We start from the raw sequence: 25,471 nt of genomic DNA, 5'->3' as shown, positions 1-25,471 counted from the left end.
GACAGATCGAAAATGATTTGATCCCGGCCCATGATGTGGGCCGGGATTGTTTTTGGGGCAGGGTTTCGGTCAATCCTCGAACGGGGTGCCATCCATATTTTGCAGCAAAACTTCGCGTTTGCCGACATGGTTGGCGGCTGAAACCAGACCGTTTTCTTCCATCTGTTCGATGATGCGGGCCGCCCGGTTATAACCGATTGACAGTTTGCGCTGGACAAAGCTGGTCGATGCCTTTTTTTCGCGCAAAACAATGGCGACCGCCTGATTATACAGATCATCATCGGCACCATTTCCTCCCGCCCCGGCATTGCCACCCGCCATATAGGCGGCAACCGGGTCTTCTTCGGGTTCTTCGGTGATGGTCTCAAGATAGGCCGGATCGCCCTGATCGCGCAGATGGGCAACAATACTTTCGACTTCCTCGTCCGAAACAAACGGGCCATGCACGCGCTGCAACCGCCCGCCTTGCCCCATAAACAACATGTCCCCCTGTCCCAGAAGCTGTTCGGCACCCATTTCACCCAGAATGGTGCGGCTGTCGATTTTCGAGGTCACGGAATAGGAAATCCGGGTCGGGAAGTTGGCCTTGATCGTACCGGTGATGACATCGACTGACGGGCGTTGCGTTGCCATGATCAGGTGAATGCCTGCCGCACGGGCCATTTGCGCCAGCCGCTGGATCGAGGCTTCGACATCCTTGCCTGCCACCAGCATCAGGTCAGCCATTTCATCGACGATGACCACGATAAACGGCAGTGGCTCCATCGGCAGTTCCTGATCTTCAAAGATCGGTTTGCCGGTTTCAGGGTCAAAGCCGGTCTGCACCCGGCGCGTCAGTTGTTCGCCCTTGGCGGCGGCTTCCTTGATGCGTTTGTTATAACCGGCAATGTTGCGCACGCCAACCTGGCTCATGGCGCGATACCGGTCTTCCATTTCGCGGACCGCCCATTTCAGGGCGACCACCGCCTTGTGCGGATCGGTCACCACCGGGGTCAGCAAATGGGGAATGCCATCATAAATCGACAGTTCCAGCATTTTCGGATCGATCATGATAAAGCGGCATTCTTCGGGCCGCAGGCGATACAGCAAGGACAGGATCATGGCATTGACCCCGACCGACTTGCCCGAACCGGTGGTGCCCGCAATCAGCAAATGCGGCATTTTGGTCAGATCGGCAATGACCGGGGCGCCGCTGATATCCTTGCCAAGGCTCATATTCAGTTTGCCGGGGTTTTTGTCAAAGTCGCTGGACGCCAGAATTTCATGCAGATGCACGGTTTCACGCCGTGAATTGGGCAGTTCAATACCAATCACATTGCGGCCCGGCACCACGGCAACACGGGCGGCAATCGCCGACATCGACCGGGCAATGTCATCGGCCAGACCAATCACCCGCGATGATTTGACCCCGGCGGCCGGTTCCAGTTCATACAGGGTAACGACCGGGCCGGGGCGGACCTGAACGATCTCGCCCTTGACGCCAAAATCCTGCAACACGGTTTCCAGCAGGCGGGCATTCTGTGCCAGTGCTTCCTGATCAATCGGCGGGGCATCGGATGCATCAGGTTCATGCAGTAGGCTAAGCGGCGGATAATTGTAATCCTCCGATCCCAGATCGAAGGATGCCTGACGTTGTGCCACGGCGCGGGCGCTGGGCTGTGGTTTGGCGACCGGGGCGGCGACCAGATGCACCGGCGGGGCCATCACACCATCATCGTCATATTCATCATCGTCGTCACTGTTGCCGGTAATGATGGGGGATGTATCCGCCCGGAAATCTGACCGTGAATCGGCAACAAGGCCACCGGGGCGACGTTCCGTGCCGCCCGATCCGATAAGGGACGGTTCCTGCCGGGTGCGCGGGGTATAGGCGCGCGGTGGGTTGCGTTCGGCAATGGCATCATCACCGCCGGGAATGGCGCGACGGATGCCATAGACAATCAGGGCCGATGCCCGCGACAGGGCATGCCCAATACCACGCCATTCGGCAAGGGTGCAGGCGGTGCAAAACATCGTCAGGCCCATGCCAATAACCATCGCGATGGTGGCGACCAATGCCCGCGCCGCAGGCATTCCGGTCATCGTCAGTAAAATTTCCAGACGGTCCAGCAACAGATCACCGGCAAAACCGCCATAACCCACCGTCAGGGGCCAGTGCATGCCGGGACGAATGGCCGATGCGGCGGTGGCAACCATTAAAAGGGCGACCGGCAACAGTAAAAACCGTACCCACATCCACGAAAAAGGCCGTGTCGCAACCAGACGCAGGCCCCATGCCACGATCAGGGCGGCCAGCAACGCTGCGGCCAGACCAAGGCTGCGCAACATCAGATCGGCGCTATAAGCCCCGAATGTCCCCAGCGGGTTGAACAAAGTGGGACTGTCGCTGGTGTTGTTAAAAGACGGATCACCGGGATGAAAGCCGATCAGCATGATAAACAGGGCAATACCGATACAAATCAGCCCCAGACCGCAGAATTGCAACCCGCCCCGTTTGAGGAAGGTAACAACGCTGCCCGGTAAAAAGGCCGTACTGCGATCAAGAAAGCTTGTCTGGCTGTTCATCCCTGTATCCGTTCGTTAGCCTTGCGGCACCTGCAAATAATCAGAAAGGGCATCATTGATCCGGCTTAACCCTACACGGGTGGTGGCAAGATCATGCACCAGTGCAATCCGGATAAACCGCGATCCGGGGTTAAACCCATCGGCGTCATTAATCGCCAGATAGCTGCCGGGAATAACCTTGACCCCGACATCGGCCCAGATTTTTCGCGTGGCTTCTTCGTCATTGCCGACATCCAGCCACAGGAAAAACCCGCCCGGTGGCCGGTAAAAGCCAAAACGATTGCCAAAAATATCGGCAGCCAGATCAATTTTGGTACGGTAAAGATCGCGATTATCGGCGGCATGGGCATCATCGTTCCAAAGCGCGGTCGAGGCGGCCATCACTGGCATCGGAATGCTGGCGGCGCAATAACTGCGCAAATTGTTGAATCGCTGAATGATTTTGGCATCCCCGGCAACAAATCCCGACCGCAATCCCGGTGCGCTGGACCGTTTGGACAGGCTGTGAAACACCAGAACATTGTCCATATTACCGTCTTGCGCGGCACAGATTTCAAGGGCACCGGTCGGGGCCTTGGTATCATAGATATCGGCGTAACATTCATCCATCGCCAACACGAAATCATATTGCCGTGCCAGATCAATCACCCGCGCCAGATAGTCGTATGACGCCACAGCACCTTGCGGATTGGCGGGCGAACACAGGAAAAACAGGCGGCAGGCCGATAATGTTTCGGGGCTGATCTGGTCCAGATCGGGTAAAAATCCGGTTTCCGGTCCGGCGGCCAGCGGCACCATTTCGGCATCGTTCAGGACGGCAGCACCGCAATAGACCTGATAAAACGGATTGGGCAGCAGGACTTTGGGCTTTGGGCCCGGCTGATCTTGCGGAATGACACAGGTCGCGATCAGGAAAAGGGCTTCGCGCGTACCGGCAACTGGCAGGATATGGGCATCGCGGTCGATCATGCCATCGGGCAGGTCATAACGCCGTTCCAGCCATCCCTTGATGGCGGCGCGCAGTTCCGGGGTGCCGGTGCCCGGCGGATATTTGTTCCACAGATGCGCATTATCGATCATCGCCTGCGTGATCAGGGCAGGCGGGGTGTGTTGCGGTTCGCCAATTGACATCACCAACGGATCCTTGCCCGGCGTAACACCTTCCAGCAACGCCGCAAGGCGCGGGAAGGGATAGGCAGGCAAAAGGTCCAGTCGCTGGTTGAACATGATGGCAGGCATTCCGTTGTGACACATACTGGCGGCAGAAGATGACACGCTGTCACATTCCCCTGATCCTACCCCTAGGCTAAAAGTGCAAATAAAGATTTAAGGGCGGCAGTCTGTCAGAAGAAAAACCCCGAAAAGTCATGCTTTTCGGGGTTTTGGCTGCACAAGGAAAAGGCCCGCCCCGGGAATTTCCAGGGCGGGCCAATCTGTTTGACAGGATCGATGCAGATCGTGCCCGTCAGGATTTGGGTGTCAGAGCTAGAAGCGCTGCGAACCCTTGCCGAATTCCGGATAGGCTTCAAGGCCCAGTTCGGAAGCATCGGCACCAAGGGATTCGTCTTCTTCGCTCAGACGGACACCGATGGTGTATTTCAGCACCAGCCAGACAATGGCCGAGGTAACGATGGTAAAGGCACCCATCGCAACCACACCGGTTGCCTGCACCGCAAAAGAGGCATCGGCATTGGTGATCGGAACGGCCATCGTGCCCCAGATACCGGCGACAAGGTGAACGGAAACCGCACCAACAACGTCGTCGATTTTCAGTTTATCCAGCAGCGGGATCGCGACAACAACCAGAATGCCGCCAATCGCGCCGATGATGATCGCCGCCCCGATGGACGGGGTATCCGGACCGGCAGTGATCGAGACCAGACCGGCCAGGGCACCGTTCAGCGCCATGGTCAGATCGACCTTTTTGTAGAGAACCTGCGTCAGGATGACCGCAGCCACCACACCGCCAGCCGCAGCCATCGAGGTGTTGGCATAAACATTGGCAATCGCGATGACGTCAGATGCGGAACCCATGGCAAGAACCGACCCGCCATTGAAACCAAACCAGCCCATCCACAGGATGAAGGTGCCAAGTGTCGCGAGCGGCAGGTTGGAACCCGGCATCGGATGAACCGAACCGTCTGCGGCAAATTTGCCTTTGCGGGCACCGATGATGATCGCACCGGTCAAAGCCGCCCAGCCACCGACCGAGTGAACAATGGTCGAACCTGCGAAGTCCAGGAAGCCCATTTCGGTCAGCCAGCCACCGCCCCATGTCCAGGAACCGGTGATCGGATAAAGGATCGCGGTCAGGACAACGACGAAAATCAGGAACGGCCAGAGTTTGACACGTTCGGCAACCGTCCCCGATACAATCGAGGCGGCAGTTGCAACGAACACCATCTGGAAGAACCAGTCGGACGTTGCGGAATAACCGGCTTCAAAATCACCGGCAAGGGCTGCGGCATCATCCGGACCCCAGATGCCAAAGCTGCCAATCCAGCCGCTGACATCAAGATACATCAGGTTGTAGCCGACGAGGTAATACATGATGCCTGCAATCGCAAACAGCGTGATGTTTTTGAGCAGGATGGTCGCAACGTTTTTGGTGCGGACAAGACCGGCTTCGAGCATCGAGAAGCCCGCCGCCATCCACATGACCAGAACGCCGCTGAACAGGAAGCTGAAAGTGTTGAGAATATATGCTGTTTCGCCAGAAACCCCCGTGGCAACCACAGCCTCAACGGCTTCTTCCACCGCAGCAGCATCCTGGGCCATAGCCGGTTCGATCATCGCCAGCGTGGCGGCACCGAAAAGACCGGCAAGGGTAATGTTCTTCATAGAGATATTCATAATGTCTCCCCTTGTCTCGGGACTTACAGGGCGTCATCGCCGGTTTCGCCGGTACGGATACGAACCGCCTGGCTGACATCAAGCACGAAAATCTTTCCGTCCCCGATCTTCCCGGTTTGAGCAGTTTTGGTGATGGCCTCAACAACCTGGTCGACCAGACTGTCAGGGATCGCGACTTCCAGCTTCACCTTGGGCAGGAAGCTGACCATGTATTCGGCGCCACGATAAATTTCGGTCTGGCCTTTCTGACGGCCAAAACCCTTGACTTCGGTAACAGTCAAACCCTGTACGCCCAGCGCACTGAGCGCCTCGCGAACTTCGTCGAGTTTGAACGGTTTGATAACAGCAGTAACCAATTTCATAATTTGCGACCTCCCGGCACATCCGTTGACCACCAAAGTGGCAATCACGATTTCGCAGTCGCACAAGCTTAACCAAGAATCGTGCCAGATTCGGAAATGTCTATTTATCTATTTGATAAGTATAAATATTTTTAATATACGGCGATGGTGATGGAGTGAACCGGCAGTTTTATTGGCGCGTATAATTTGTGCATGAATTTCAGAAATGTGTAAAAAATAAGCACAAATTCGGTTGATGTTTTGGCTGGTTAAAAATTATGCCAAGTCCTTGTTGTCAGGGGATTTGGCTGGCACAAGCGGCGCGGTCTGCCTATGTTGAGCGCATGCGCAGTGGCAGGGAAACGGATAGAAAACGTCATGGGTGATCAAAATATGATTGTGGCTGATGTTGTGATTGTGGGCGGCGGGCTGGCCGGGGCGTCGATGGCGCTGGCGCTTGCCCATGGCGGATTGCGTGCCGTGGTGATTGATCGCGATGATCCCAAAACCCTGATGGCGGCCAATTATGATGGCCGGACCTGTGCCATTGCCGCCGCATCGCGCAAGGTGTTGGAGGTGATCGGGGCATGGCAACACATGGCCGATGACGCCGAACCGATCCTTGATATCCGGATCGCCGACGGGCAAAGCCCGCTTTTTTTGCATTATGATCACAAGGATGTCGGCAACGAAGCCTTGGGCCATATCGTTGAAAACCGCAAAACCCGGCAGGCCCTGTATCAGGCCATGGCCGCCGATGATCTTGTGACGCTGCTATCGCCGGTTTCCGTGCGCGATATGGATCGTGATGGCGGCGGGGTGACTTTGACGCTTGAGGATGGCCGGACGGTGCGGGCGTCGCTGATGATCGGGGCGGAAGGTCGCCGGTCGATGGTGCGCGACTGGGCCGGGATCAAAACCTATGACTGGCAATATGATCAAAGTGCAATTGTCTGTACGGTGGCGCACAAAGAACCCCATAACGGGCTGGCGGTTGAACATTTTCTGCCTGCCGGGCCGTTCGCCATTTTACCGATGACCGATAACCGGTCATCGATTGTCTGGACGGAAAAGACCCATCTGGCCAATTATCTGGTGGCGCAGGACGAACAGGTGTTTCTCGATGAATTGCATGCCCGGTTTGACGGATATCTGGGCGATCTGGAGGTCATCGGGCCGCGCTTTTGTTATCCACTGGGCCTGCAACATGCCTATCGCTATACCGATCCAAGGCTGGCACTGATTGGTGATGCGGCGCATGGCATGCATCCGATTGCCGGTCAGGGACTGAATATGGGCATTCGCGATGTGGCTGCCCTTGCCGAAATTTTGGTCGAAGCCCGGCGGCTGGGCCGCGATATCGGATCGGTTGATGTTCTGGCCGGTTATGAACAATGGCGACGTTTTGACAATACGGTGATGCTGGCCGTCACCGATTTGACCAATCGTCTGTTTTCAAATGATATCGCCCCGGTCCGTCTGGCGAGGGATATCGGTCTGGCCGTGGTTCAGAAAATCCCGACCCTGAAAAAGACCTTTATGTCCCACGCGATGGGCTATGCGGGCACGCTCCCTCGTCTGATGCGGGGTCAGAAACTCTGATCTGACCGTTGCTCATTTCAATGGTTCTAAAAGCTGTCGCTTTTAGGGGGTATTAGTTGATGTGAGTCAAACATTTCGGTGATGCTGCGGCGCAATCTCCGCACTGGTCAAATAATCAGAGCAGGGGAGTCCTTTTTATGTGCCTGATGAATTCTCTCAAAGCCGCCTGTGCGGTCGCCATTCTGGCTTCGGCTGTTGCCGGGGTCGCAACTTCCGCTTCGGCTCAGGAATCCGCTTTCAAAACCAAATCGGCCGGTGATATTCTGATCCGTGGTCGTCTTGTTGGTGTTGTACCCGATGAAGACGTCAAATCTGGCGACTTGGCCGGGCAGGGCAAGGTCGATGACGATTACATTCCCGAAGTCGATTTTTCCTATTTCATCACCGACAATATCGCACTGGAACTGATTGCCGGTACGTCAAAGCATGATGTGAAATGGAATACCGGTTCTTCAGAACTTGATCTTGGCACCGTCCGTCTGCTGCCGCCGACCTTGACGGCGCAGTATCACTTCATGACTCAGGAACGGTTCAGTCCCTATGTCGGCGCAGGTATCAACTATACCTTCTTCTATGATGAAAAGCCGGGCCAGATGACGTCTGTCAAATATGACGATGGTTTTGGTTTCGCACTTCAGGCCGGTTTTGACTTTGCCATCTCTGGCCCGTGGTCGTTGAACGTTGACGTCAAGAAAATCTTCCTTGATACCGACGTGACCGTAAACAATTCGATCAAGGCTGATGCTGATCTTGATCCGTGGCTGTTTGGTGTTGGTGTCGGTTACCGTTTCTGATCTGACATTCTTGCCGATCCGGAAAGGCGATCGCTGTGGCGGTCGCCTTTTTTATGGGCGGGGTTTGGCCGGGTCGCGGGACAGGCCGCGTGCCGCAAGGGCGACCAGATAATCCTGCCATACCTGATCCTGCCTTTCATGCAGGTCGCGCAGGAAGTGCCAGCTGTAAAGCCCGCTGTCATGCAGATCGTCAAAAGCGATGCGAATGGCGTAATTACCGACCGGGTTGATGTCGATGATACCGACATGGCGCCTGCTGCTAATGATTTTCTTTTCGGATGGATGATGGCCCTGCACCTCGGCAGACGGGCTTTCTACCCGCAGCAGTTCGGCGGCAAAGTGCGATGTTACCCTATCGTCCCAGACGATTTCCAATACCCGCTCATCCCGCAGATAATTGATCTCGACCGGGGTATGGCGCGGTGTGAAAGAATCACCTGACATGGGATGATTGCCTAATCGTCGATGGCGCGGGCTTCGTCGGGCAACATGATCGGAATGCCGTCGCGGATCGGATAGGCAAGCCCTGCCTTTTTACTGATCAGTTCCTGATGGTCGCGATCATATTCAAGGGTATCCTTGGTGATCGGACACACCAGAATTTCCAGCAATTTCGGGTCGATCGGGCTTTTATCATCAGTCATGGAAAGCAGGCCTTTTGTCGGATGTGCGGATCAGAATCGTTCAGTTGCTCAGGGTTTGGCTGGTTTGCGGATGTGCCGCCATTTCCAGTAAGGATGTCAACATGTCACCCCGATCATACAAGCTTGTGCATTCCAGCAAAGCCTGTTTTTCCAGCGGGCTGAGACGGCAGCCCATGGCAATGGCGGTAATCAGCATTTCATCGTCGGTATCGGCCAGCGTATCCCAGCAAGACCGCAAGGCATGGCGTGCAAAATAGGCTTCAAGCGCATCGCGCAACCGGTCACGATCCAGTGGCGGGATATTGGCCGTCGGGTTTTGCAAATCATCGCGCCACGCGGTGTAATCGGCCTGTACCGTCCGGTATCCCTTGGACGAACGCAGAAATTCCGTGACAATGCGAAACCGGCAAACCCCGGTCAGGGTAATCAGCAACCGGCCATCGTCGGTTTCGCTAAAGGCGGAAATCCGTCCGGCACAGCCGGTCAGAAACAGCGGCGGGTTTTCGGCATCGGCATCGGGGTGGTTCGCGTCAAGCATCAGGCGCGGTTGTACCATGCCGATCATACGGTCCTGTCCCAAGGCATCCTTGATCATCGCCAGATAGCGGGGCTCGAAGATATTGAGCGGCAAATGCCCGCGCGGCAATAACAGCGCCCCGGCCAGCGGAAACACCGGCAAGGAGGCCGGAAGATCAGAAAATTTGGGATCAAAGGGACCGCTTGTACTCATGAAAACAATACCGTTGAAAGGGCCCGGCGACCGGCGATGGTGGCGGGGTCTTTGGGGCCCCATGCCTCGAAAAATTTCAAAAGCTGGTTTTTGGCGCCGTCATCGTGCCATGTGCGGTCCCGGCGAATGATCGATACCATGGCGCTAACGGCTTCGTCGCGGCGATTGGCCCCGAAACAGGCCATGCCCAGATCATAATGGGCTTGCAAGTCATCGGGATGGGCGGCAACCCGGGCGCGCACGGCATCCAGATCAGCATTGCCCGCACCCGATTCGGTCAGTTCCAGCGCCGTGATGGCAGCGGCAATCGGGGCTTTTTGACGCATTTCGGCATCAAGATTATCGGCAAAATGGCGGGCTTCTTCAATCGCACCCATACTGACAATACAGCGGATCATACCGCCAATGGCATCAGCATTTTTTGGGTCGCGTTGCAGGACTTCAACATAAAGATTATGGGCGGTTTCAATCTGGCCCTCCTGCATGGCGGTTGCGGCCTGTTCGAGTGTCATGGCAATCGGGCTTTCAATGGGGCCACCGGCCAGACGTTCAAAAAAGGCGCGCACTTCGCTTTCGGGCTGTGCGCCCTGAAAGCCATCGACCGGGCGGCCATTTTTGAAAGCATAAACGGTCGGAACGGACTGGATGCGCAATTGCATCGCCAGTTCCTGATTTTCATCAATATTGACTTTTACCAGCCGGACCCGGCCAGCGGCTTCGCGCGTAACTTTTTCAATGGTCGGCGTCAGGGTCTTGCACGGGCCGCACCACGGTGCCCAGAAATCCACCACCACCGGAATCTGCATCGACGGTTCGATCACATCCTGAACAAAGGTCTCGATGCCGGAATCCTTGATCAGGTCGGGGTCATTTGGTGTGCCGGGGGTGGCCGGTGCGTTGGGATCAAGAATGATAGACATTTGCGTCACTCGCTGTTTCAGGTTTTTAAATGATAACGCCAGTGCCAAAGCACAAGAGGCGACCCGCAGATTCGTATGTCCTGCCTGTCAGGCCGGTACGGTAGAAAAATCGATAATGACCGGATGATGGCCAAGGCTTTCAACAAATTTCAACAGATCATCGGGGGCAATTGCGGCGGTGCGGTCATTGCGCAGGGGATGGAAATTCAGGGTATCGCCCTCCATCAACATCCTGTCAAAGGCAACATTCACACGGGTTTCGCGGTCATTGATCAGGGCGAACGGGCTGACAGACCCCGGCGTGACACCCAGAATGTCGAATAACAGGTCGGGATTCCCAAAGGACAGGCGGCCACAGCCCAGCGATTTATGCAGGTGATTGATGCGGATGTCGCGCGTTTCCTCGACCACCAGCAGCCACAAGGCGTCCTTTTTGTCCTTCAGGAACAAATTCTTGCTGTGCAAGCCCGGCAGGTCGCCGCGCAGGGCCTGCGAATCTGCAACCGTAAACAACGGCGGGTGGCTGTGCAGGGTAGGGACGATGCCCAACTGGTCAAGATGGGCAAGCAGGCGGGTTTGCGGATCGAACATCATCATTGCTTTCTCTGCGCACGGACGCAGCAAGATACTCATTTTGATCCTGTGACGCAAACGTCATTCAACCCCCGGCAGGGTGGGTGGTATCCTTGAAAAATCAAGGAAATCAGCCATATTCCATGATATGACATTTTCATGGAAAAAAGGGTTGCAATCGGGTTTTGATGGGATATTATCCGCGCCGCTCCCAAGGGGGCAGAAAACAGACCGATGATGCGGGCGTAGCTCAGGGGTAGAGCATAACCTTGCCAAGGTTAGGGTCGAGAGTTCGAATCTCTTCGCCCGCTCCATCGGAAAATTTTCTTGGCATCGCTTTCATGATGATGCGGGCGTAGCTCAGGGGTAGAGCATAACCTTGCCAAGGTTAGGGTCGAGAGTTCGAATCTCTTCGCCCGCTCCATGATGAAAGTCCAAGGCCGTCCCGATGGGGCGGCCTTTGCTTTTTGGGTATTGTGGCTTGTTTTTCCCGATTTGCCACAGGATGATACCGCCATGAGCAGCAGCATCGACGCCCCCATCCTTTTTACCATCGGCTATGCCGGACATGACCGCGACAGTTTGCTGGCGGCCTTGCGAGAACACCGCATCACGGCGGTGGCTGATATCCGGACTTTCAAAAGATCAAGTTACTGGACGGCTTTTGATTCGGATGATTTCGGACCGTGGCTGAGATTGCAGGGCATTGCCTATGTCTTCATGGGCGATCTTCTGGGTGGCAAGCCCCAGGATGAGCGGCTTTATCCCGGCGGGCAGCTTGATTATCGGGCGATGTCGCAAACCCCGGCATTTCAGCAAGGCATGGCCCGGCTGATTAGCGGGGCTGCGCGGTATCGTATTTGTCTGATGTGTGCGGAGAAAGATCCGCTGGATTGCCATCGAACCTTGTTGATCGCCCCGGCCCTGAAGGAGTCCGGGTTTGATTTGCGCCATATTCTGAAGGATGGCCGGATCGAAACACAGCATGATACCGAATGCCGGATGGTAAAAATGCATGGCGGTGATACGCCCGACCTGTTTGCCAATCCGGCGCATGATCTACGATCAGTATTCGATCTGGCCCTGCAAAAGCAGGTGGCGCGAATTGCACCAAAGGCAATGAATGTTATCAGAAAAACCGAAAAGAAGAAAAAATAGTATTCTTAAAATAACTCACGCCATAAATATAGAAAATGAAATCATATCTGGTGATTTATTTTTCTAAATATTGATTGAATTATATTCAATTTTAAAAATACTATTTTAGTATTTACTTATAATTGATTTTTGTTTGGATAAGTGGCTAAATTTCACAAGAAAGAGTCAATATCCGGAGGAAATCATGGCAATCATTATTGGTACAGAAAATGACGACAACCTTGTCGGTACGGCTGAGGATGACAGTCTTTCGGGGCTTGGTGGCAATGACCGGCTGGAAGCAATTGGCGGGCATGACATTCTGGAAGGTGGGTCGGGTGCCGATGAATTTGTTATTACCGATGCGAACACCGGAACGGCGACCCTGTCCTATCGCACATCGGACGAGGGGGTGAATGTTGCCTATTATCCGTCCAGCAAAAGTTTTGAGGCCGCCGGTGGGGATGCACAAGGTGATAGTGTGACGATCGGTAATCACTGGGTCACTCTTGATTTGATTGGTAGCGATCATGATGATGTTATCACCGGTATATGGGGTGTGGTCGAAGGAGGTGGCGGGGCAGATCGTTTCAATACGTCAGTCGGGACCACAGTAAGTTACGCGGGTTCCGATGCCGGTGTAACAATTGACCTTGAGGCGGGCACTGGTGCAGGGGGCGATGCCGAGGGGGACAGCTTTGCCGGGCCTGTGAATGTGATCGGTTCGTCTCATAATGATCATTTGATGGGCAGTGCGACCTATTGGAACGAACTGGACGGTGCCGCCGGGGATGATCTGATCGAAGGTGGCGCGCAGGGCGATACCTTGTCGGGCGGCCTTGGTGACGATCAATTGATTGGCGGGGGTGGTAATGACACCCTGACGGGCGGTGCCGGTGCCGATCTTCTGGATGGAGGAGCCGGAATATGGGACACTGCCAGTTACGACACCGATACAGCAACCGAAGGTGTGGTGATTGATCTGGTGGCTGGAACCGGGCATGGCGGCGAGGCGCAGGGGGATCGTCTTGTTGGCATCGAAGTGGTCGAAGGCAGCCGTTTGGACGATATCCTGATTGGTGATGATCAAAGTAACGTTCTGTGGGGGCGTGACGGGGATGATATTCTATATGGCGGTGGCGGGGATGATTTTCTGTATGGGGATTATCTTGGCGAGGTGCCGGGGAATGACATCCTGTTCGGGGGCGCAGGCGACGATAATCTGAGTAGCCGGGCCGGCGAGGATTCCCTTTACGGCGGGGAAGGTGACGACACGCTAAGCCCCGGCGCGGATGCCGATTATATTGATGGCGGCGCAGGAAACGATACCCTGCGTTATGACGGGGAAAGTGGCGTCGAGGTCAATCTGGCCACCGGCATGGCCCATGGTGGCGAAGCCGAAGGAGATATTTTTTATAATATCGAAAATCTGTTCGGCACGGCCCATGACGATCTTCTGATCGGCGATGCTGGTCGAAACATTATTCGCGGATCGGGTGGGGATGATGTGGTGCAGGGCGGCGACGGGCATGATGTTCTGTCTGGTGGTGGCGGTCATGATACGCTTGAAGGCGGTGATGGTAACGATTATCTGCGCGGCCATTCCAACACCTATCCTCGGGATGACGGTCCCGATACATTTTTGTGGCGGATATTTGAAGGTGGGGCGGAACGGGATCGTGTCGCCGATTTTGAAAGTGGCGCAAATGGTGACCGTATCGCGCTGGGTGCAGAATTCCAGGAAAAAAGCGGCATTTATGATTTTGAGGACTTCATCGCCCATGCCGAAGAAACCGACGAGGGTCTTTATGTCGATTTCAGCGGCGGGCGACATTACGGCTATGGCGTTTTGATCGAGAATGTCGATTTGGCACATATGTCCGAGGATAATGTGGTGTTCGAGGATGCCAGTGGCATTTATGTCTGATCGCGGTAGGGACCCGTCGGATGGCGTCCGTCCTAGCCCATAATGTGATACCCACCATCAATATGGATCACATCGCCGGTAATGGCGCGGGAACGATCAGAAGCCAGAAAGGCGGCAAGATCACCGATTTCATCAATGGTGACAAGACGCCGCCCCGGTGCGCGGTGCTGTGCCTGGGTCATCAGGGTATCAAATTCGGCGATGCCTGATGCCGTCCGGGTCAAAAGCGGCCCCGGCGAAATGGCGTGGACCTGAATATTTTGCGACCCCAATTCGGCCGCCATATAGCGGGTGGCGGATTCAAGGGCGGCCTTCACCGGGCCCATAATGCCATAATGGTCCACTACCCGTTCCGATCCCATATAGGTCACGGTCAGCAATGCCCCACCGTCTTTCATCAGGGGTTCGGCGCGTTTGGCCAGCCGTTGAAAGGAATGGCAGGAAATATCCATCGCCATCAGGAATCCTTCGCGCGAACAGTCAATCACCCTGCCATGCAAATCATTCTGTGGGGCAAAGGCAATCGAATGCAGCAGGAAATCAAGTTTCCCCCATTCGGCCTCAATCCGGTCAAACAGGGATTCGATCTGGCGGTCATCCTGCACATCCAGCGGAGAGATGATGCTGGCCCCGCATTGCTCAGCCAGCGGACGAACATATTTTTCCGATTTGTCATTTAACCAGGTGACGGCAAGATCGGCACCATAGCGATGAAAGGCCCGCGCACAGCCCCAGGCAATGGATTTGTCGTTGGCGATCCCGACCACCAGTCCTTTTTTACCCTGTAACATCCGTCAATTCCTGTTCGTGTTTTGCGTTGCAGTTGCGAAGGGGGCGGTAAAATCCCGCGATCAGCGTATCATTATCGCATTTTGCGGTGCAATATAATGTGAAAACGTGATGATGATTTGCGCTAAGGGAAACTGCGGAGACCTTGCGAAGTGCCTGACAAAACAAAAAAATTTGTCGGGCATAAGTGGTTTTTAACCTCGTGATGCTCTATGTGTAGAACTGGATGAAGGCAGCGGTTTCCCTGTGGTTTTCGTTCGCTGGGGAATGGCGGCAGAAATTCCGGTATGTGACGATCCGAGGTGTTTGGTGCCGGTCGCAAAGACCGGCATTTACGGTGCTGGCAAACAGGACCGAAAAAAAGGGAAAGACGACATGAAAGCCCGAAACGACGACCCGAAACGGGAAGTCATCGACAAGGTTGTCGAACAGGTTCATCTGCGATTGAAAGGCAATGGGGCGAAGGATGCGGAAACATTCGTTCGCCTTTTTTACAAAAATGTCCCGCCCGATGATATGTCGGGCCGGTCGGTGGATACGCTCTATGGGTCGGCACTGACCCTGTATCATTTTGCGCAGAAACGCCCGCCGGAAAAAACGGCTAAAATCCGTGTCTATAATCCTGAACTTGAAGAACATGGCTGGAAATCCGATCATACGGTGATCGAGATTATCAATACCGACATGCCGTTTCTGGTCGACTCGGTCACATCTGCTCTCAATGATTTTGATCTGTCGGTGCATCTGGTTATTCACCCGATCATGCGCATTGCCCGCGATGACAAGGGCGTCATGCAGTCGATTTCCGGCGTCGAAGATTCGGACGCCCCACGAGAATCGGTCATGCATGTCGAAATCGATGAACAGACCGATGAAAAAATTCTTGCCGCCGTTCATGACCGTCTGGACGATGTTCTGACCGATGTCAGTCTGGCGGTACGCGACTGGCAGCCGATGCTGGCCAAGGCGCGCGCCGTTTTGGGGCAAATTGAAAAGGCCCCGACGGGCATCTCAGCCGGGGATCTGGGCGAAACCCGTGATTTCCTGAACTGGCTTCATGATGATCATTTTACCTTTCTGGGCTACCGCGAATACCGGTTCGGTGGCGAGGGCAAAAAAGCCCGGGTTGATGTGAATGCCGATACACAACTGGGTATCCTCAGTCGTGAGGGCACCCACATTTTCGATGAACTGCGCCAACTGGGCAGCCTGTCCCCCGAAGTACAGGCCTTTGTCACTCAGCCCAACCTGTTGATGGTGACCAAGGCCAACAAGCAATCCACCGTTCATCGTCCGGTTCATCTTGATACCCTTGTTATCAAGCAGTTCGACGACAAGGGCAAGGTGATCGGCCAGCATATGTTTGTCGGCCTGTTTACCTCGGTCGCCTATAATCTTAGCCCCCGCCATATTCCGCTGTTGCGGATGAAACTGGATGAAACCGTGCGTCGTGCCGGTTTCCCGGCCGGAAGCCATGATGGCAAGGCGTTGCTCAATATTCTGGAAACCTTCCCGCGTGATGAGTTGTTCCAGATTGAACTGGATGATCTTTATCATATCTGCATGGGCATCCTGCATTTGCAGGAACGTCAACGCATTGCCCTGTTTGTCCGGCGTGATGCGTTCGAGCGGTTTGTGTCCTGTCAGGTCTATTGCCCGCGCGACCGTTTCACCACCAAATTGCGCATCCGCTTCCAGAATGTGATCGAGACGGCGTTTAACGGCAAGGTCACGGCGCATTACACCCAGGTTGGCGATTCGCCGCTGGCACGGTTGCATGTTCTGGTCAAAACCACACCCGGTGACTTGCCGGAATATGATGTCGCCGATATCGAAGCCCGGCTGGTTGAGGTGGCACGCGACTGGTCCGACGTCTTGCGGCAGGTTCTGGTGCGCGAAACCGGCGAGGAGCGGGGGCTGGAACTTTATCGTCGCTATGCCGATTCCTTTGCCATTGACTATCAGGAACGCTTTACGGTCGAAAATGCTGTTCTCGATATCCAGCGCATCGAGGATGTGATCAAGGCCAGTGATTTGCGGGTCAATCTGTATCGCCCGATTGAGGCCGCCGAAAACGAACTGCGCTTTAAAATCTATAGTCCCGGCGCACCGGTGCCACTGTCCGATGTTTTGCCGATGCTTGAAAATATGGGGCTGAAGGTGATTACCGAAAATCCGTTTGCGGTGACGCCGCGTGACGGGTCGATGGCTGTTCGCATCCATGATTTCGGGGTGACGGTGGATGGTCAGTTCAGCCTGCATGATGTGCGCAACAAGTTTCAGGAACTGTTTGTGCGCATCTGGCATGGCGAGGTCGAAAATGACGGCTTTAACCGTCTGGTGCTGTTGGGCGGTCTGTCCTGGCGCGAAGTGGTGATCTTGCGGACCTACGCACGTTATATGCGCCAGACCGGGTCGGCCTTTTCGCAGGATTACATGATTAAAACCCTGGCCAATAATCCGGCATTGGCCGCCGAAATTGTCAAATTGTTTCTGGCGCGGTTTGATCCTGATCGCGGCAGCTCTGTCGAGGCCGAGACGATTGAAGCCGATATTTTGCATCGTCTGGATGATGTGATGAATCCGGATGAAGACCGCATTTTGCGGGCCTTCCTCAATCTGGTGCAATCAAGCCTGCGCACCAACTTTTTCCAGTATGGCGCGGATGGTAATCCCAAATCCTATCTGTCGGTAAAATTCAATTCTGCAATGGTTGAAGATTTGCCGCTTCCAAGGCCATGGCGCGAAGTTTTTGTTTATTCCCCGCGGGTCGAGGCCGTGCATTTGCGCGGCGGGCCGGTGGCGCGTGGCGGTATTCGCTGGTCAGACCGGCAGGAAGATTTCCGCACTGAAATTCTGGGTCTTGTAAAGGCGCAGATGGTCAAGAATGCGGTGATTGTGCCAGTCGGATCAAAAGGCGGCTTTGTCGTCAAGCGTCCGCCGGTTGATGGTACGCGCGAGGCGATACTGGCAGAAGGCATTGCCTGTTATAAAATCCTGATGTCGGGCCTGCTGGATATTACCGACAATATTGTCGCCGGGACGATTGTTCCGCCGGAACGGGTGACGCGCCTTGATGGCGATGATCCCTATCTGGTGGTGGCCGCCGACAAGGGCACGGCAACCTTTTCCGATATCGCCAATGGTGTTGCGCGCGATTACGGTTTCTGGCTGGACGATGCCTTTGCCTCGGGTGGGTCGCAGGGATATGACCATAAAAAAATGGGCATTACCGCGCGCGGCGCATGGGAATCGGTCAAACGCCATTTCCGCGAAATCGGCAAGGACATCCAGACCGAACCCTTTACCGTGGCCGGTGTCGGTGACATGTCGGGCGACGTTTTTGGCAATGGCATGCTGTTGTCCGAAAAAATCCGGCTGGTGGCGGCTTTCAACCATCTGCATATCTTTGTCGATCCCGACCCGGATATGGCAAAAAGCCTCGCCGAACGGCAACGGCTGTTCGATTTGCCACGATCCAGCTGGATCGATTACGACACCGATGTTCTGTCAAAAGGTGGGGCGATTTTTGACCGCAGGGCCAAAACGCTGGAACCCTCACCCGAAGTCCGTCAGTTGCTGGGCCTTGGGGTGGGCAAGGTGACGCCTGCGGATATGATGAAGGCGATCCTCAGGGCCGATGTCGAACTGTTATGGTTCGGCGGTATTGGCACCTATATCAAATCCGAAGACGAAAGCCATGCCGATGTCGGCGACCGCGCCAATGATGCCATACGTATCAACGGGCAGGATGTCCGGGCGAAAGTCATTGGCGAAGGGGCAAATCTTGGCTGTACCCAAAATGGTCGCATTGAATATGCGCGACAGGGTGGGCGGTTGAACACCGATGCCATCGACAATGCCGGCGGGGTCAATTGCTCCGACCACGAGGTCAATATCAAGATTTTGCTGGGCGATGTGGTTGCCAATGGCGATATGACCGAAAAGCAGCGCAACAAGCTGCTGGTGGATATGACCGAAGAAGTGGGTAATCTGGTCTTGCGGGACAATTACCTGCAAAGCCAGGCGATTTCCAACATCTTTGCTGGTGGAGTGGATTCGCTTGATGCGCAGGTCCGCCTGATCCGCATGCTGGAACGTGTCGGGCGGCTCAATCGCGAGATTGAATATCTGCCCGATGACGAGGAACTGGCGCGTCGTTTCAATGTCGGCGAAGGTCTGACACGACCGGAAATCTCGGTTCTGATGCCCTATGCCAAATTGTGGCTGTATGACGAGGTGCTGGGGTCCGATCTGCCCGATGATCCGGTTCTGGTCGATGAACTGGTGCGGTATTTCCCGACGGCCTTGCGCACGAAATACGCCGCGGCGATTTCAAACCACCGTTTGCGGCGTGAAATCATTGCGACCGTGGCGATCAACAGTCTGGTCAACCGGGTGGGCGGCACTTTTGTCCATGATATGGTCGAGGCGTCCGGGTTGAATGCGGTGGATGTGTCACGTGGCTATCTGGTTGCGCGCTCGGTGTTTGGTCTGCGCGAGACCTGGGCGGCGATTGAGGCCCTTGATAACAGGGTCGCCGCCAGTGTGCAGATCGACATGTTCAAGGATATCGGGCGGATGGTCGGGGAAGTGACGCTTTGGTTCCTGCGCAATTGCGAGGATCTGAATGTTGGCGCCCTGATCGAACGCTTTGGTCCGGCCATCAGCCGGGTGATCGCATCGCTTGATCAGATCGTCCCGGTCGATTCTGGGATACGAACATCGGTCATGCAGCAGGCCGAACATCTGAAATCCCAAGGGGTGCCCGATGATCTCGCCCTGCGGATTGCCGCCATGCCGCAATTGGTGGCGATTTGCGATATTGTCCGGATTGCCGAGGCCACCGGGCGCGATATTCTGGAAGTTGGCGAAACCTATTTCGCCATCGGCACGCGTTTCCAACTGGGCCTGTTGCGGGCGGCGGCCGAGATCATCGAAGCCGATACCTATTGGCAGAAAATGGCGCGGTCGGCGGCAATTGACGACCTGTTTGGTCATCAACGTGAACTGACGCGCGTGGTTCTGACCGAAGGTGGTTCGGATGTGACCGGCATGGAACTGGTCGAACAATGGGTAAGTGCGCATCAGCGTGGCTGCGCCCGCTGTGACCAGTTGATCGACGAACTGAACACCGCAGGCCAGATCGATCTTGCCATGATCACCGTTGCCAACCGGCAGGTGCGGGCCTTGGTCGGCGGATAAGCCACCACATCATTTCGGATATGTGATGAAAGGGCGGGGAAACCCGCCCTTTTGCATGTCTGGCGTCTAAGCCATTGGAAGTGTGTTGGTATGTATGATTTCCTGACATTTTCCTGCCGTTTTGCTATGTTGGGAACAGGAAAAGGCGGGGTTTCCCTTGAAAAATACCGACCGGTTTGTATATTAGGTATGTAAAAACAAAAAAGGTGGAAACGATGAGGAACGCGACGGAGACACGCATCAAATTGCTGGAAACAGCAATGCAATTGTTATGGAGCAGCAGCTATCACCATGTGGGTGTCAGCGAAATCTGCAAACAGGCCGGTGTGACCAAGGGTGCCTTTTATCATCATTTCGAGAGTAAGGCGACCTTGTTCGCCGCCGCCGGACGTTATTACTGGGACAAAAGCAAGGAGGCGCTACGCGATGTTTTTTCGCCCGATGTTACGCCGCTGGACCAGTTCAGCCGCTATGTTGATCTGGTTATAGAAGGGCAGGTAAACAAGCCGTTTTGCGGGGATGCTGAAGTCAGCGGCTGCCCATTGTTTACGGCGGGTGGGCAGGTTGGTCCGGAGGACGAAGAAGTGCAGGTCTGTTCGCAGGAACTGGCGAGCGAGCAGATCAAATATCTGGCCTGCATGGTCCGCGGACTTAAGGGCGACGGGATGCTGAATGGCGATACGGATGTGATGGTTCTGGCCCGAATGATGTTTCAATATGTTCAGGGGTTGCTGTCCTACGGCAAGGTTTTTAACAGTATGGATACTGTTCGGTCTGATCTGCATGAAGGTCTGTGTCGAATCCTCGATTTAAGGAAAGAATACAGAGACTTAAAGGTGGTTTCTGTGCATCATGTTGCAAATATTAGAGCCGTCTGAAACATAAAATAACTAAAAAATATCCATTTCCCTCTTGCGAGCAAACCGATCGGTACGTATCTGTCGGTTAAATTGGTCCGCAATTGTGCGGGTAACGCTTTGGGAAATGAGAAGATGCAATCACGTTCAAAATTGAAAATGCTGCTGTCGGCAACGACCGTGATCGCAGCACTTGCCGCGGGTGGGTATGGTCTGCATGCCGCCGTTTCTGACGATGATGTTGTTGTGGCGCAGGCCGAAATGCCGCAAGCAACCCCGGTGTCGGTGCAAGGGGTTCAGGCCCGATCCGTCATGCTTTGGAACAAATTTTCAGGTCGGCTGAGTGCGGTTGAAGAAGTGCAATTGCGCCCGCAGGTCAGTGGCGCAATTGTCGAAATCCGTTTTGAAGACAGTCAGTTGGTGCGCAAGGGGGACATCCTTGCGGTGATTGATCCGCGTACTTATAAGGCTGCCGTTGATCAGGCGCGAGCCGAACTGAACGCCGCCCGTGAAACCCTGTCACTGGCAGCCAAGGAAAAGGCGCGGGCCGAACAGTTGGTTGCCAATGGTACCGTTTCCAAGCGCGTGTTTGACGAGCGTGTCAGTGCCCATCAGGTCGCCCAAAGCCAAGTCAGCCGGGCACAGGCGCAATTGGAACTGGCCGAAATCGAACTGGATCATGCCTATGTCAAAGCCCCGATTGACGGTCGCGTCAGCCGGGTTGAACTGACAGTGGGCAATCAGGTCAATGCCGGGGCGAATGCACCGGTTCTGACCACCATTGTATCGACCGAACATATCTATGCGGATTTCGATCTGGACGAACAAACCTATTTCGCCGGTCTTCATGGGGTGGGAGGAGGTGCTGCCGATGCGGCCCGCCGTATTCCGGTCCAGATGATCATGACAAATGGCGACGTCATTTCGGGGCATGTGCATAGCTTTGACAACCGCATTGATGTGCGGTCCGGCACGATCCGCACCCGGGCGGTTTTTGAAAACCGCGATGGCGTGTTTTTACCCGGTACGTTTGCCAGCCTGCAAATCGGGACCCCTGCCATGGAAAATGTCATCCTGATTTCTCCCGATGCTGTCAGTACCGATCAGGATCGCAAATTTGTCTATGTGGTTCAGCCCGATCAGACCGTTGCCTATCGTCAGGTGACACTGGGAACCGAAGTGGATGGCATGCGGATTGTGACATCGGGACTGGAACCGGGCGATCTTGTGATCGTCAATGGAATCATGAAAGTTCGTCCGGGCATGCCGGTCGCTCCTGAAATTGTTCAGGCGTCCGCATCGTAATCGATGCGCCTGTCATATCGCAGCAAGGCTGACCATCATGCAGAATTTATCCCGATTTTTTGTTGATCGCCCGATTTTCGCAGGCGTTCTTTCCGTCCTGATCCTTTTGGCCGGCCTGATTGCGATGTGGCGTTTGCCGATTTCCGAATATCCGGAAGTCGTCCCCCCCTCCATCGTAGTCGAGGCGCGATTCCCCGGTGCCAACCCGGCTGAAATCGCCGAAACTGTGGCATCCCCGCTTGAAGAACAGATCAACGGGGTCGAGGGGATGCTGTATATCAACTCGCTTGCCACGACGGATGGCAATCTGAGCCTGACCGTTACATTTGAAATCGGTACCGATCCTGATCTGGCCCAGCAAAAGGTGCAGAACCGGGTCTCGCAGGCCGAACCGCGCCTGCCCGATATCGTACGCCAGCTTGGTGTGACTGTTGCGAAACGATCACCCGACCTGACCATGGTCGTGCATTTGCTGTCGCCCAGTGACCGTTATGACATGCTGTATTTGCGCAATTACGCGACACTGAATGTCCGGGATCGTCTGGCGCGCATCAAGGGCGTCGGTCAGGTTGGCCTGTTTGGATCGGGCGATTATGCCATGCGTGTCTGGCTTAATCCCGACCGTGTGGCCGAACGTGGTCTGACCGCAGGGGAGGTTGTTTCGGCGATTCAGGGTCAGAATGTGCAGGTGGCCGCCGGAACCATCGGCGGGGCACCTTATGATACCGGTGTGCAGTTCCAGTTACCGATCAATGTCAGTGGTCGACTGGAAACCGCCGAAGAATTTTCCGACATCATTATCAAACGGGATGAGAATGGCACCGTAACGCGCCTTGGCGATGTCGCACGGGTTGAGCTTGAGGCGCAGCAATATGCCTTGCGATCTCTGCTTGATAACAAATCGGCAGTAGCAATTCCGATCTTTGCCTCGCCGGGTTCCAATGCGCTGGATATCTCCAGCAATGTCCGCGCGACGATGGAAGAACTTAAACAGAGCTTCCCCGAAGACCTTGATTACAGCATCGTTTACGACCCGACTGTGTTTGTGCGCAGTTCGATCAAATCGGTGATCATCACCTTGCTGGAGGCTGTTGCCTTGGTTGTCGTGGTCGTCACTGTGTTTCTTCAGACCTGGCGGGCGTCGATCATTCCACTTTTGGCGGTGCCGGTATCGATCATCGGGACATTCGCGATGATGCTGCTTTTGGGATTTTCCATCAATGTGCTGTCATTGTTCGGATTGATCTTGGCTATCGGGATTGTGGTGGATGACGCGATTGTCGTGGTCGAGAATGTTGAACGCAACATCGAACGTGGTTTGGCACCGCGTGATGCAACGGTGGCCGCCATGCGCGAAGTCACCGGGCCGATCATTGCCACCTCGCTCGTGATTACCGGTGTGTTCGTGCCGATTGCCTTTATCAGCGGCCTGACCGGCCAGTTTTATCAGCAATTTGCCCTGACCATTGCAATTGCGACCATCATTTCGACGATCAATTCCCTGACGCTCAGCCCGGCTTTGTCGGCCTTGTTGCTGCGTCGGTATGACGCACCAAAAGACTGGCTGACGCGGGCGATGGATTTTGTCTTTGGCTGGTTCTTTCGCGCCTTTAACCGGTTCTTTAACCGCAGTACGGACCTGTATGCCGGTGGGGTAAAGCGTCTGCTGGGTGTCAAGGCGGTGATGATGGTGGTCTATGCCGGATTGCTGGTTCTGACATGGCAGGGATTCCAGATTTTGCCGTCTGGCTTTGTTCCGCTTCAGGACAAGCAATATCTGGTCAGTTTTGCGCAATTGCCCCAAGGGGCGACCCTTGACCGGACCGAAGACGTGATTCGGGAAATGTCGGAAATTGCGTTGAATGAACCGGGTGTCGAAAGTGCCGTGGCGTTTCCGGGGCTGTCGATCAACGGTTTTGTCAACAGTTCAAGTGCGGGAATTGTCTTTGTCGCCCTGACCGATTTTGACGAACGCAAAAGTGCCGATCTGTCGGGACTGGTGATTGCCAACAAGCTGCAACAGAAATATGCCGCGATTGACGAGGCGTTTGTGGCCATCTTCCCGCCCCCCCCGGTACAGGGGCTTGGCACGGTGGGCGGTTTCAAATTGCAGATACAGGACCGCAGCAATCAGGGTTATCGGGCGCTGGATGATACCATGAAACAGGTATTGGCCAAGGCGTGGGCCGCGCCCGAACTGACCGGGGTGTTTTCCAGCTATAACATCAATGTCCCGCAATTGCAGGCCGATCTGGATCGTACCAAGGTTCAGCAACTGGGTGTGCCGGTCGATGAAATCTTCCGGACCATGCAGATTTATCTGGGATCGATGTATGTGAACGATTTTAACCAGTTTGGCCGGACCTATCAGGTGATTGCGCAGGCCGACAAACCGTATCGTTCAAGTCCAGAAGATATCATGCGCCTGCAAACGCGCAATACGGAGGGCGATATGGTGCCGCTGGGCAGTGTCATGTCGATCAGCGAAACCTTCGGACCGGATACCGCCATGCGCTATAACGCATTTCGGTCGGGCGATCTGAATGGCAACGCCGCACCGGGTTATTCCAGTGGCGAGGCCGAGGCCGCGATCATAAAGATTTTGGAGGAAACCCTGCCACCGGGCATCTCATATGAGTGGACGGAACTGACCTATCAGCAGATTCTGGCGGGCAATACGGCGATCTTTATTTTCCCGATCTGTATCTTGCTGGTGTTTCTGGTTCTGGCTGCTCAATATGAAAGCCTGACCCTGCCATTGGCGGTTATTCTGATCGTACCGATGAGCACCCTGTCGGCGGTATTCGGGGTTTATCTGTTTGGGGGTGATAACAACATCTTCACCCAGATCAGCCTGTTTGTTCTGGCCGGGCTGGCCTCGAAAAACGCCATTCTGATTGTCGAATTCGCCCGTGAACTTGAACATCAGGGCCGCACCACCGTTCAGGCGGCCATCGAGGCCAGCCGCCTGCGTCTGCGTCCGATCCTGATGACCTCGCTTGCCTTTATCATGGGGGTGGTGCCGCTGGTGCTGTCATCCGGGGCCGGGTCGGAAATGCGACAGGCAATCGGTTTTGCCGTGTTTTCCGGCATGCTGGGTGTGACGATCTTTGGCCTGATCCTGACACCGGTTTTCTATGTACTGGTGCGCATGATCGGCCGGGGCAACAATATACGTTCATCGCAAGAAGCTGACGCGCAGCAGCCTGCACAATAACGCATATTGTTG

At 55.0% G+C, this 25,471-nt stretch carries 18 protein-coding genes and 2 tRNA genes; 10 read left to right on the top strand and 10 right to left on the bottom strand.

What is annotated here, in order from left to right; translation table 11 throughout:
- Positions 1-69: 69 nt before the first annotated feature.
- The 4 genes from Q8O73_RS13075 to Q8O73_RS13060 all read right to left on the bottom strand — a co-directional run bounded on the left by Q8O73_RS13075 (position 70) and on the right by Q8O73_RS13060 (position 5,780).
- Positions 70-2,565, bottom strand: a complete 2,496-nt coding sequence (locus Q8O73_RS13075) for a DNA translocase FtsK 4TM domain-containing protein (protein WP_305558605.1) — start codon at positions 2,563-2,565, stop codon at positions 70-72.
- Between the two features lie 15 nt (positions 2,566-2,580).
- Complete coding sequence (locus Q8O73_RS13070; protein WP_305558604.1) at positions 2,581-3,792, bottom strand: aminotransferase class I/II-fold pyridoxal phosphate-dependent enzyme; 1,212 nt, start codon at positions 3,790-3,792, stop codon at positions 2,581-2,583.
- 258 nt (positions 3,793-4,050) lie between these two features.
- On the bottom strand, positions 4,051-5,418 hold the full coding sequence (locus Q8O73_RS13065; protein WP_305558603.1) for an ammonium transporter: 1,368 nt from the start codon (positions 5,416-5,418) through the stop codon (positions 4,051-4,053).
- 23 nt (positions 5,419-5,441) lie between these two features.
- On the bottom strand, positions 5,442-5,780 hold the full coding sequence (locus tag Q8O73_RS13060) for a P-II family nitrogen regulator (RefSeq protein ID WP_305558602.1): 339 nt from the start codon (positions 5,778-5,780) through the stop codon (positions 5,442-5,444).
- 357 nt (positions 5,781-6,137) lie between these two features.
- Here Q8O73_RS13060 and ubiH point away from each other — a divergent pair, with 357 nt between their 5' ends.
- A complete protein-coding gene (ubiH, locus tag Q8O73_RS13055) occupies positions 6,138-7,361 on the top strand; it encodes a 2-octaprenyl-6-methoxyphenyl hydroxylase (protein WP_305558601.1) in 1,224 nt (407 codons plus the stop codon).
- 137 nt (positions 7,362-7,498) lie between these two features.
- Entirely contained in the window at positions 7,499-8,155 is a 657-nt protein-coding gene (locus Q8O73_RS13050) for an OmpW family protein (protein ID WP_305558600.1), read from the top strand.
- A gap of 51 nt (positions 8,156-8,206) precedes the next feature.
- Here Q8O73_RS13050 and Q8O73_RS13045 read toward each other — a convergent pair whose 3' ends face one another.
- The 5 genes from Q8O73_RS13045 to Q8O73_RS13025 all read right to left on the bottom strand — a co-directional run bounded on the left by Q8O73_RS13045 (position 8,207) and on the right by Q8O73_RS13025 (position 11,046).
- Entirely contained in the window at positions 8,207-8,599 is a 393-nt protein-coding gene (locus Q8O73_RS13045; protein ID WP_305558599.1) for a DUF971 domain-containing protein, read from the bottom strand.
- An 11-nt stretch (positions 8,600-8,610) separates the two neighbouring features.
- Entirely contained in the window at positions 8,611-8,799 is a 189-nt protein-coding gene (locus tag Q8O73_RS13040; RefSeq protein WP_305558598.1) for a Trm112 family protein, read from the bottom strand.
- A gap of 40 nt (positions 8,800-8,839) precedes the next feature.
- Positions 8,840-9,529: an LON peptidase substrate-binding domain-containing protein gene (locus Q8O73_RS13035; protein WP_305558597.1), complete on the bottom strand. Its 690-nt coding sequence runs from the start codon at positions 9,527-9,529 to the stop codon at positions 8,840-8,842.
- A complete protein-coding gene (gene trxA, locus Q8O73_RS13030) occupies positions 9,526-10,449 on the bottom strand; it encodes a thioredoxin (RefSeq protein ID WP_305558989.1) in 924 nt (307 codons plus the stop codon). The genes Q8O73_RS13035 and trxA overlap by 4 nt, the downstream gene beginning before the upstream one ends.
- An 87-nt stretch (positions 10,450-10,536) precedes the next feature.
- Positions 10,537-11,046 (bottom strand): prolyl-tRNA synthetase associated domain-containing protein, encoded by a 510-nt coding sequence (locus tag Q8O73_RS13025; RefSeq protein WP_305558596.1) that lies wholly within the window; start codon positions 11,044-11,046, stop codon positions 10,537-10,539.
- Positions 11,047-11,261: 215 nt separating this feature from the next.
- On the opposite strand from Q8O73_RS13025, the gene Q8O73_RS13020 reads away from it, so the two are divergent.
- The 4 genes from Q8O73_RS13020 (at position 11,262) to Q8O73_RS13005 (ending at position 14,086) form a co-directional block, all read left to right on the top strand.
- Positions 11,262-11,336: transfer RNA gene (locus Q8O73_RS13020), tRNA-Gly, on the top strand.
- Positions 11,337-11,371: 35 nt separating this feature from the next.
- Positions 11,372-11,446: transfer RNA gene (locus Q8O73_RS13015), tRNA-Gly, on the top strand.
- Positions 11,446-12,180, top strand: a complete 735-nt coding sequence (locus Q8O73_RS13010; protein ID WP_305558595.1) for a DUF488 family protein — start codon at positions 11,446-11,448, stop codon at positions 12,178-12,180. Before Q8O73_RS13015 ends, Q8O73_RS13010 begins: the two co-directional genes overlap by 1 nt.
- Positions 12,181-12,364: 184 nt before the next feature.
- Positions 12,365-14,086 carry a calcium-binding protein gene (locus Q8O73_RS13005; protein ID WP_305558594.1) on the top strand — a complete coding sequence of 574 codons (1,722 nt, stop codon included), beginning with the start codon at positions 12,365-12,367 and terminating at the stop codon, positions 14,084-14,086.
- A gap of 32 nt (positions 14,087-14,118) precedes the next feature.
- Here the strand turns inward: Q8O73_RS13005 and fabI are convergent, their stop codons facing one another.
- Positions 14,119-14,877: an enoyl-ACP reductase FabI gene (gene fabI / locus Q8O73_RS13000; RefSeq protein WP_305558593.1), complete on the bottom strand. Its 759-nt coding sequence runs from the start codon at positions 14,875-14,877 to the stop codon at positions 14,119-14,121.
- Between the two features lie 373 nt (positions 14,878-15,250).
- On the opposite strand from fabI, the gene Q8O73_RS12995 reads away from it, so the two are divergent.
- From Q8O73_RS12995 to Q8O73_RS12980, 4 genes are all read left to right on the top strand, one after another.
- Entirely contained in the window at positions 15,251-20,080 is a 4,830-nt protein-coding gene (locus Q8O73_RS12995) for an NAD-glutamate dehydrogenase (protein ID WP_305558592.1), read from the top strand.
- A gap of 245 nt (positions 20,081-20,325) precedes the next feature.
- A complete protein-coding gene (locus tag Q8O73_RS12990; protein ID WP_305558591.1) occupies positions 20,326-20,958 on the top strand; it encodes a TetR/AcrR family transcriptional regulator in 633 nt (210 codons plus the stop codon).
- Positions 20,959-21,072: 114 nt separating this feature from the next.
- Complete coding sequence (locus Q8O73_RS12985; protein WP_305558590.1) at positions 21,073-22,242, top strand: efflux RND transporter periplasmic adaptor subunit; 1,170 nt, start codon at positions 21,073-21,075, stop codon at positions 22,240-22,242.
- A gap of 37 nt (positions 22,243-22,279) precedes the next feature.
- Positions 22,280-25,459, top strand: coding sequence for an efflux RND transporter permease subunit (locus Q8O73_RS12980; protein ID WP_305558589.1), 3,180 nt, complete (start codon positions 22,280-22,282; stop codon positions 25,457-25,459).
- Positions 25,460-25,471: the final 12 nt, after the last annotated feature.

It is taken from the genome of Thalassospira sp., from assembly GCF_030690045.1.
In the GTDB taxonomy this organism is placed as follows: Bacteria; Pseudomonadota; Alphaproteobacteria; order Rhodospirillales; family Thalassospiraceae; genus Thalassospira.
This window is presented reverse-complemented; position numbering and strand designations above follow the sequence as displayed.

Excerpts from the sequence above, each read along its gene's own strand:
- Q8O73_RS12995 (WP_305558592.1), top strand. The coding sequence starts at position 15,251 with ATGAAAGCCCGAAACGACGACCCGAAACGGGAAGTCATCGACAAGGTT.
- Q8O73_RS13010 (WP_305558595.1), top strand. The coding sequence starts at position 11,446 with ATGATGAAAGTCCAAGGCCGTCCCGATGGGGCGGCCTTTGCTTTTTGG.
- Q8O73_RS12980 (WP_305558589.1), top strand. The coding sequence starts at position 22,280 with ATGCAGAATTTATCCCGATTTTTTGTTGATCGCCCGATTTTCGCAGGC.
- Q8O73_RS13060 (WP_305558602.1), bottom strand. The coding sequence starts at position 5,780 with ATGAAATTGGTTACTGCTGTTATCAAACCGTTCAAACTCGACGAAGTT.
- trxA (WP_305558989.1), bottom strand. The coding sequence starts at position 10,449 with ATGTCTATCATTCTTGATCCCAACGCACCGGCCACCCCCGGCACACCA.
- Q8O73_RS13005 (WP_305558594.1), top strand. The coding sequence starts at position 12,365 with ATGGCAATCATTATTGGTACAGAAAATGACGACAACCTTGTCGGTACG.
- Q8O73_RS13035 (WP_305558597.1), bottom strand. The coding sequence starts at position 9,529 with ATGAGTACAAGCGGTCCCTTTGATCCCAAATTTTCTGATCTTCCGGCC.
- ubiH (WP_305558601.1), top strand. The coding sequence starts at position 6,138 with ATGGGTGATCAAAATATGATTGTGGCTGATGTTGTGATTGTGGGCGGC.
- Q8O73_RS13045 (WP_305558599.1), bottom strand. The coding sequence starts at position 8,599 with ATGTCAGGTGATTCTTTCACACCGCGCCATACCCCGGTCGAGATCAAT.
- Q8O73_RS13065 (WP_305558603.1), bottom strand. The coding sequence starts at position 5,418 with ATGAATATCTCTATGAAGAACATTACCCTTGCCGGTCTTTTCGGTGCC.
- Q8O73_RS12985 (WP_305558590.1), top strand. The coding sequence starts at position 21,073 with ATGCAATCACGTTCAAAATTGAAAATGCTGCTGTCGGCAACGACCGTG.
- Q8O73_RS13050 (WP_305558600.1), top strand. The coding sequence starts at position 7,499 with ATGTGCCTGATGAATTCTCTCAAAGCCGCCTGTGCGGTCGCCATTCTG.
- Q8O73_RS13070 (WP_305558604.1), bottom strand. The coding sequence starts at position 3,792 with ATGTTCAACCAGCGACTGGACCTTTTGCCTGCCTATCCCTTCCCGCGC.
- Q8O73_RS13075 (WP_305558605.1), bottom strand. The coding sequence starts at position 2,565 with ATGAACAGCCAGACAAGCTTTCTTGATCGCAGTACGGCCTTTTTACCG.
- fabI (WP_305558593.1), bottom strand. The coding sequence starts at position 14,877 with ATGTTACAGGGTAAAAAAGGACTGGTGGTCGGGATCGCCAACGACAAA.
- Q8O73_RS13025 (WP_305558596.1), bottom strand. The coding sequence starts at position 11,046 with ATGATGATGTTCGATCCGCAAACCCGCCTGCTTGCCCATCTTGACCAG.
- Q8O73_RS13040 (WP_305558598.1), bottom strand. The coding sequence starts at position 8,799 with ATGACTGATGATAAAAGCCCGATCGACCCGAAATTGCTGGAAATTCTG.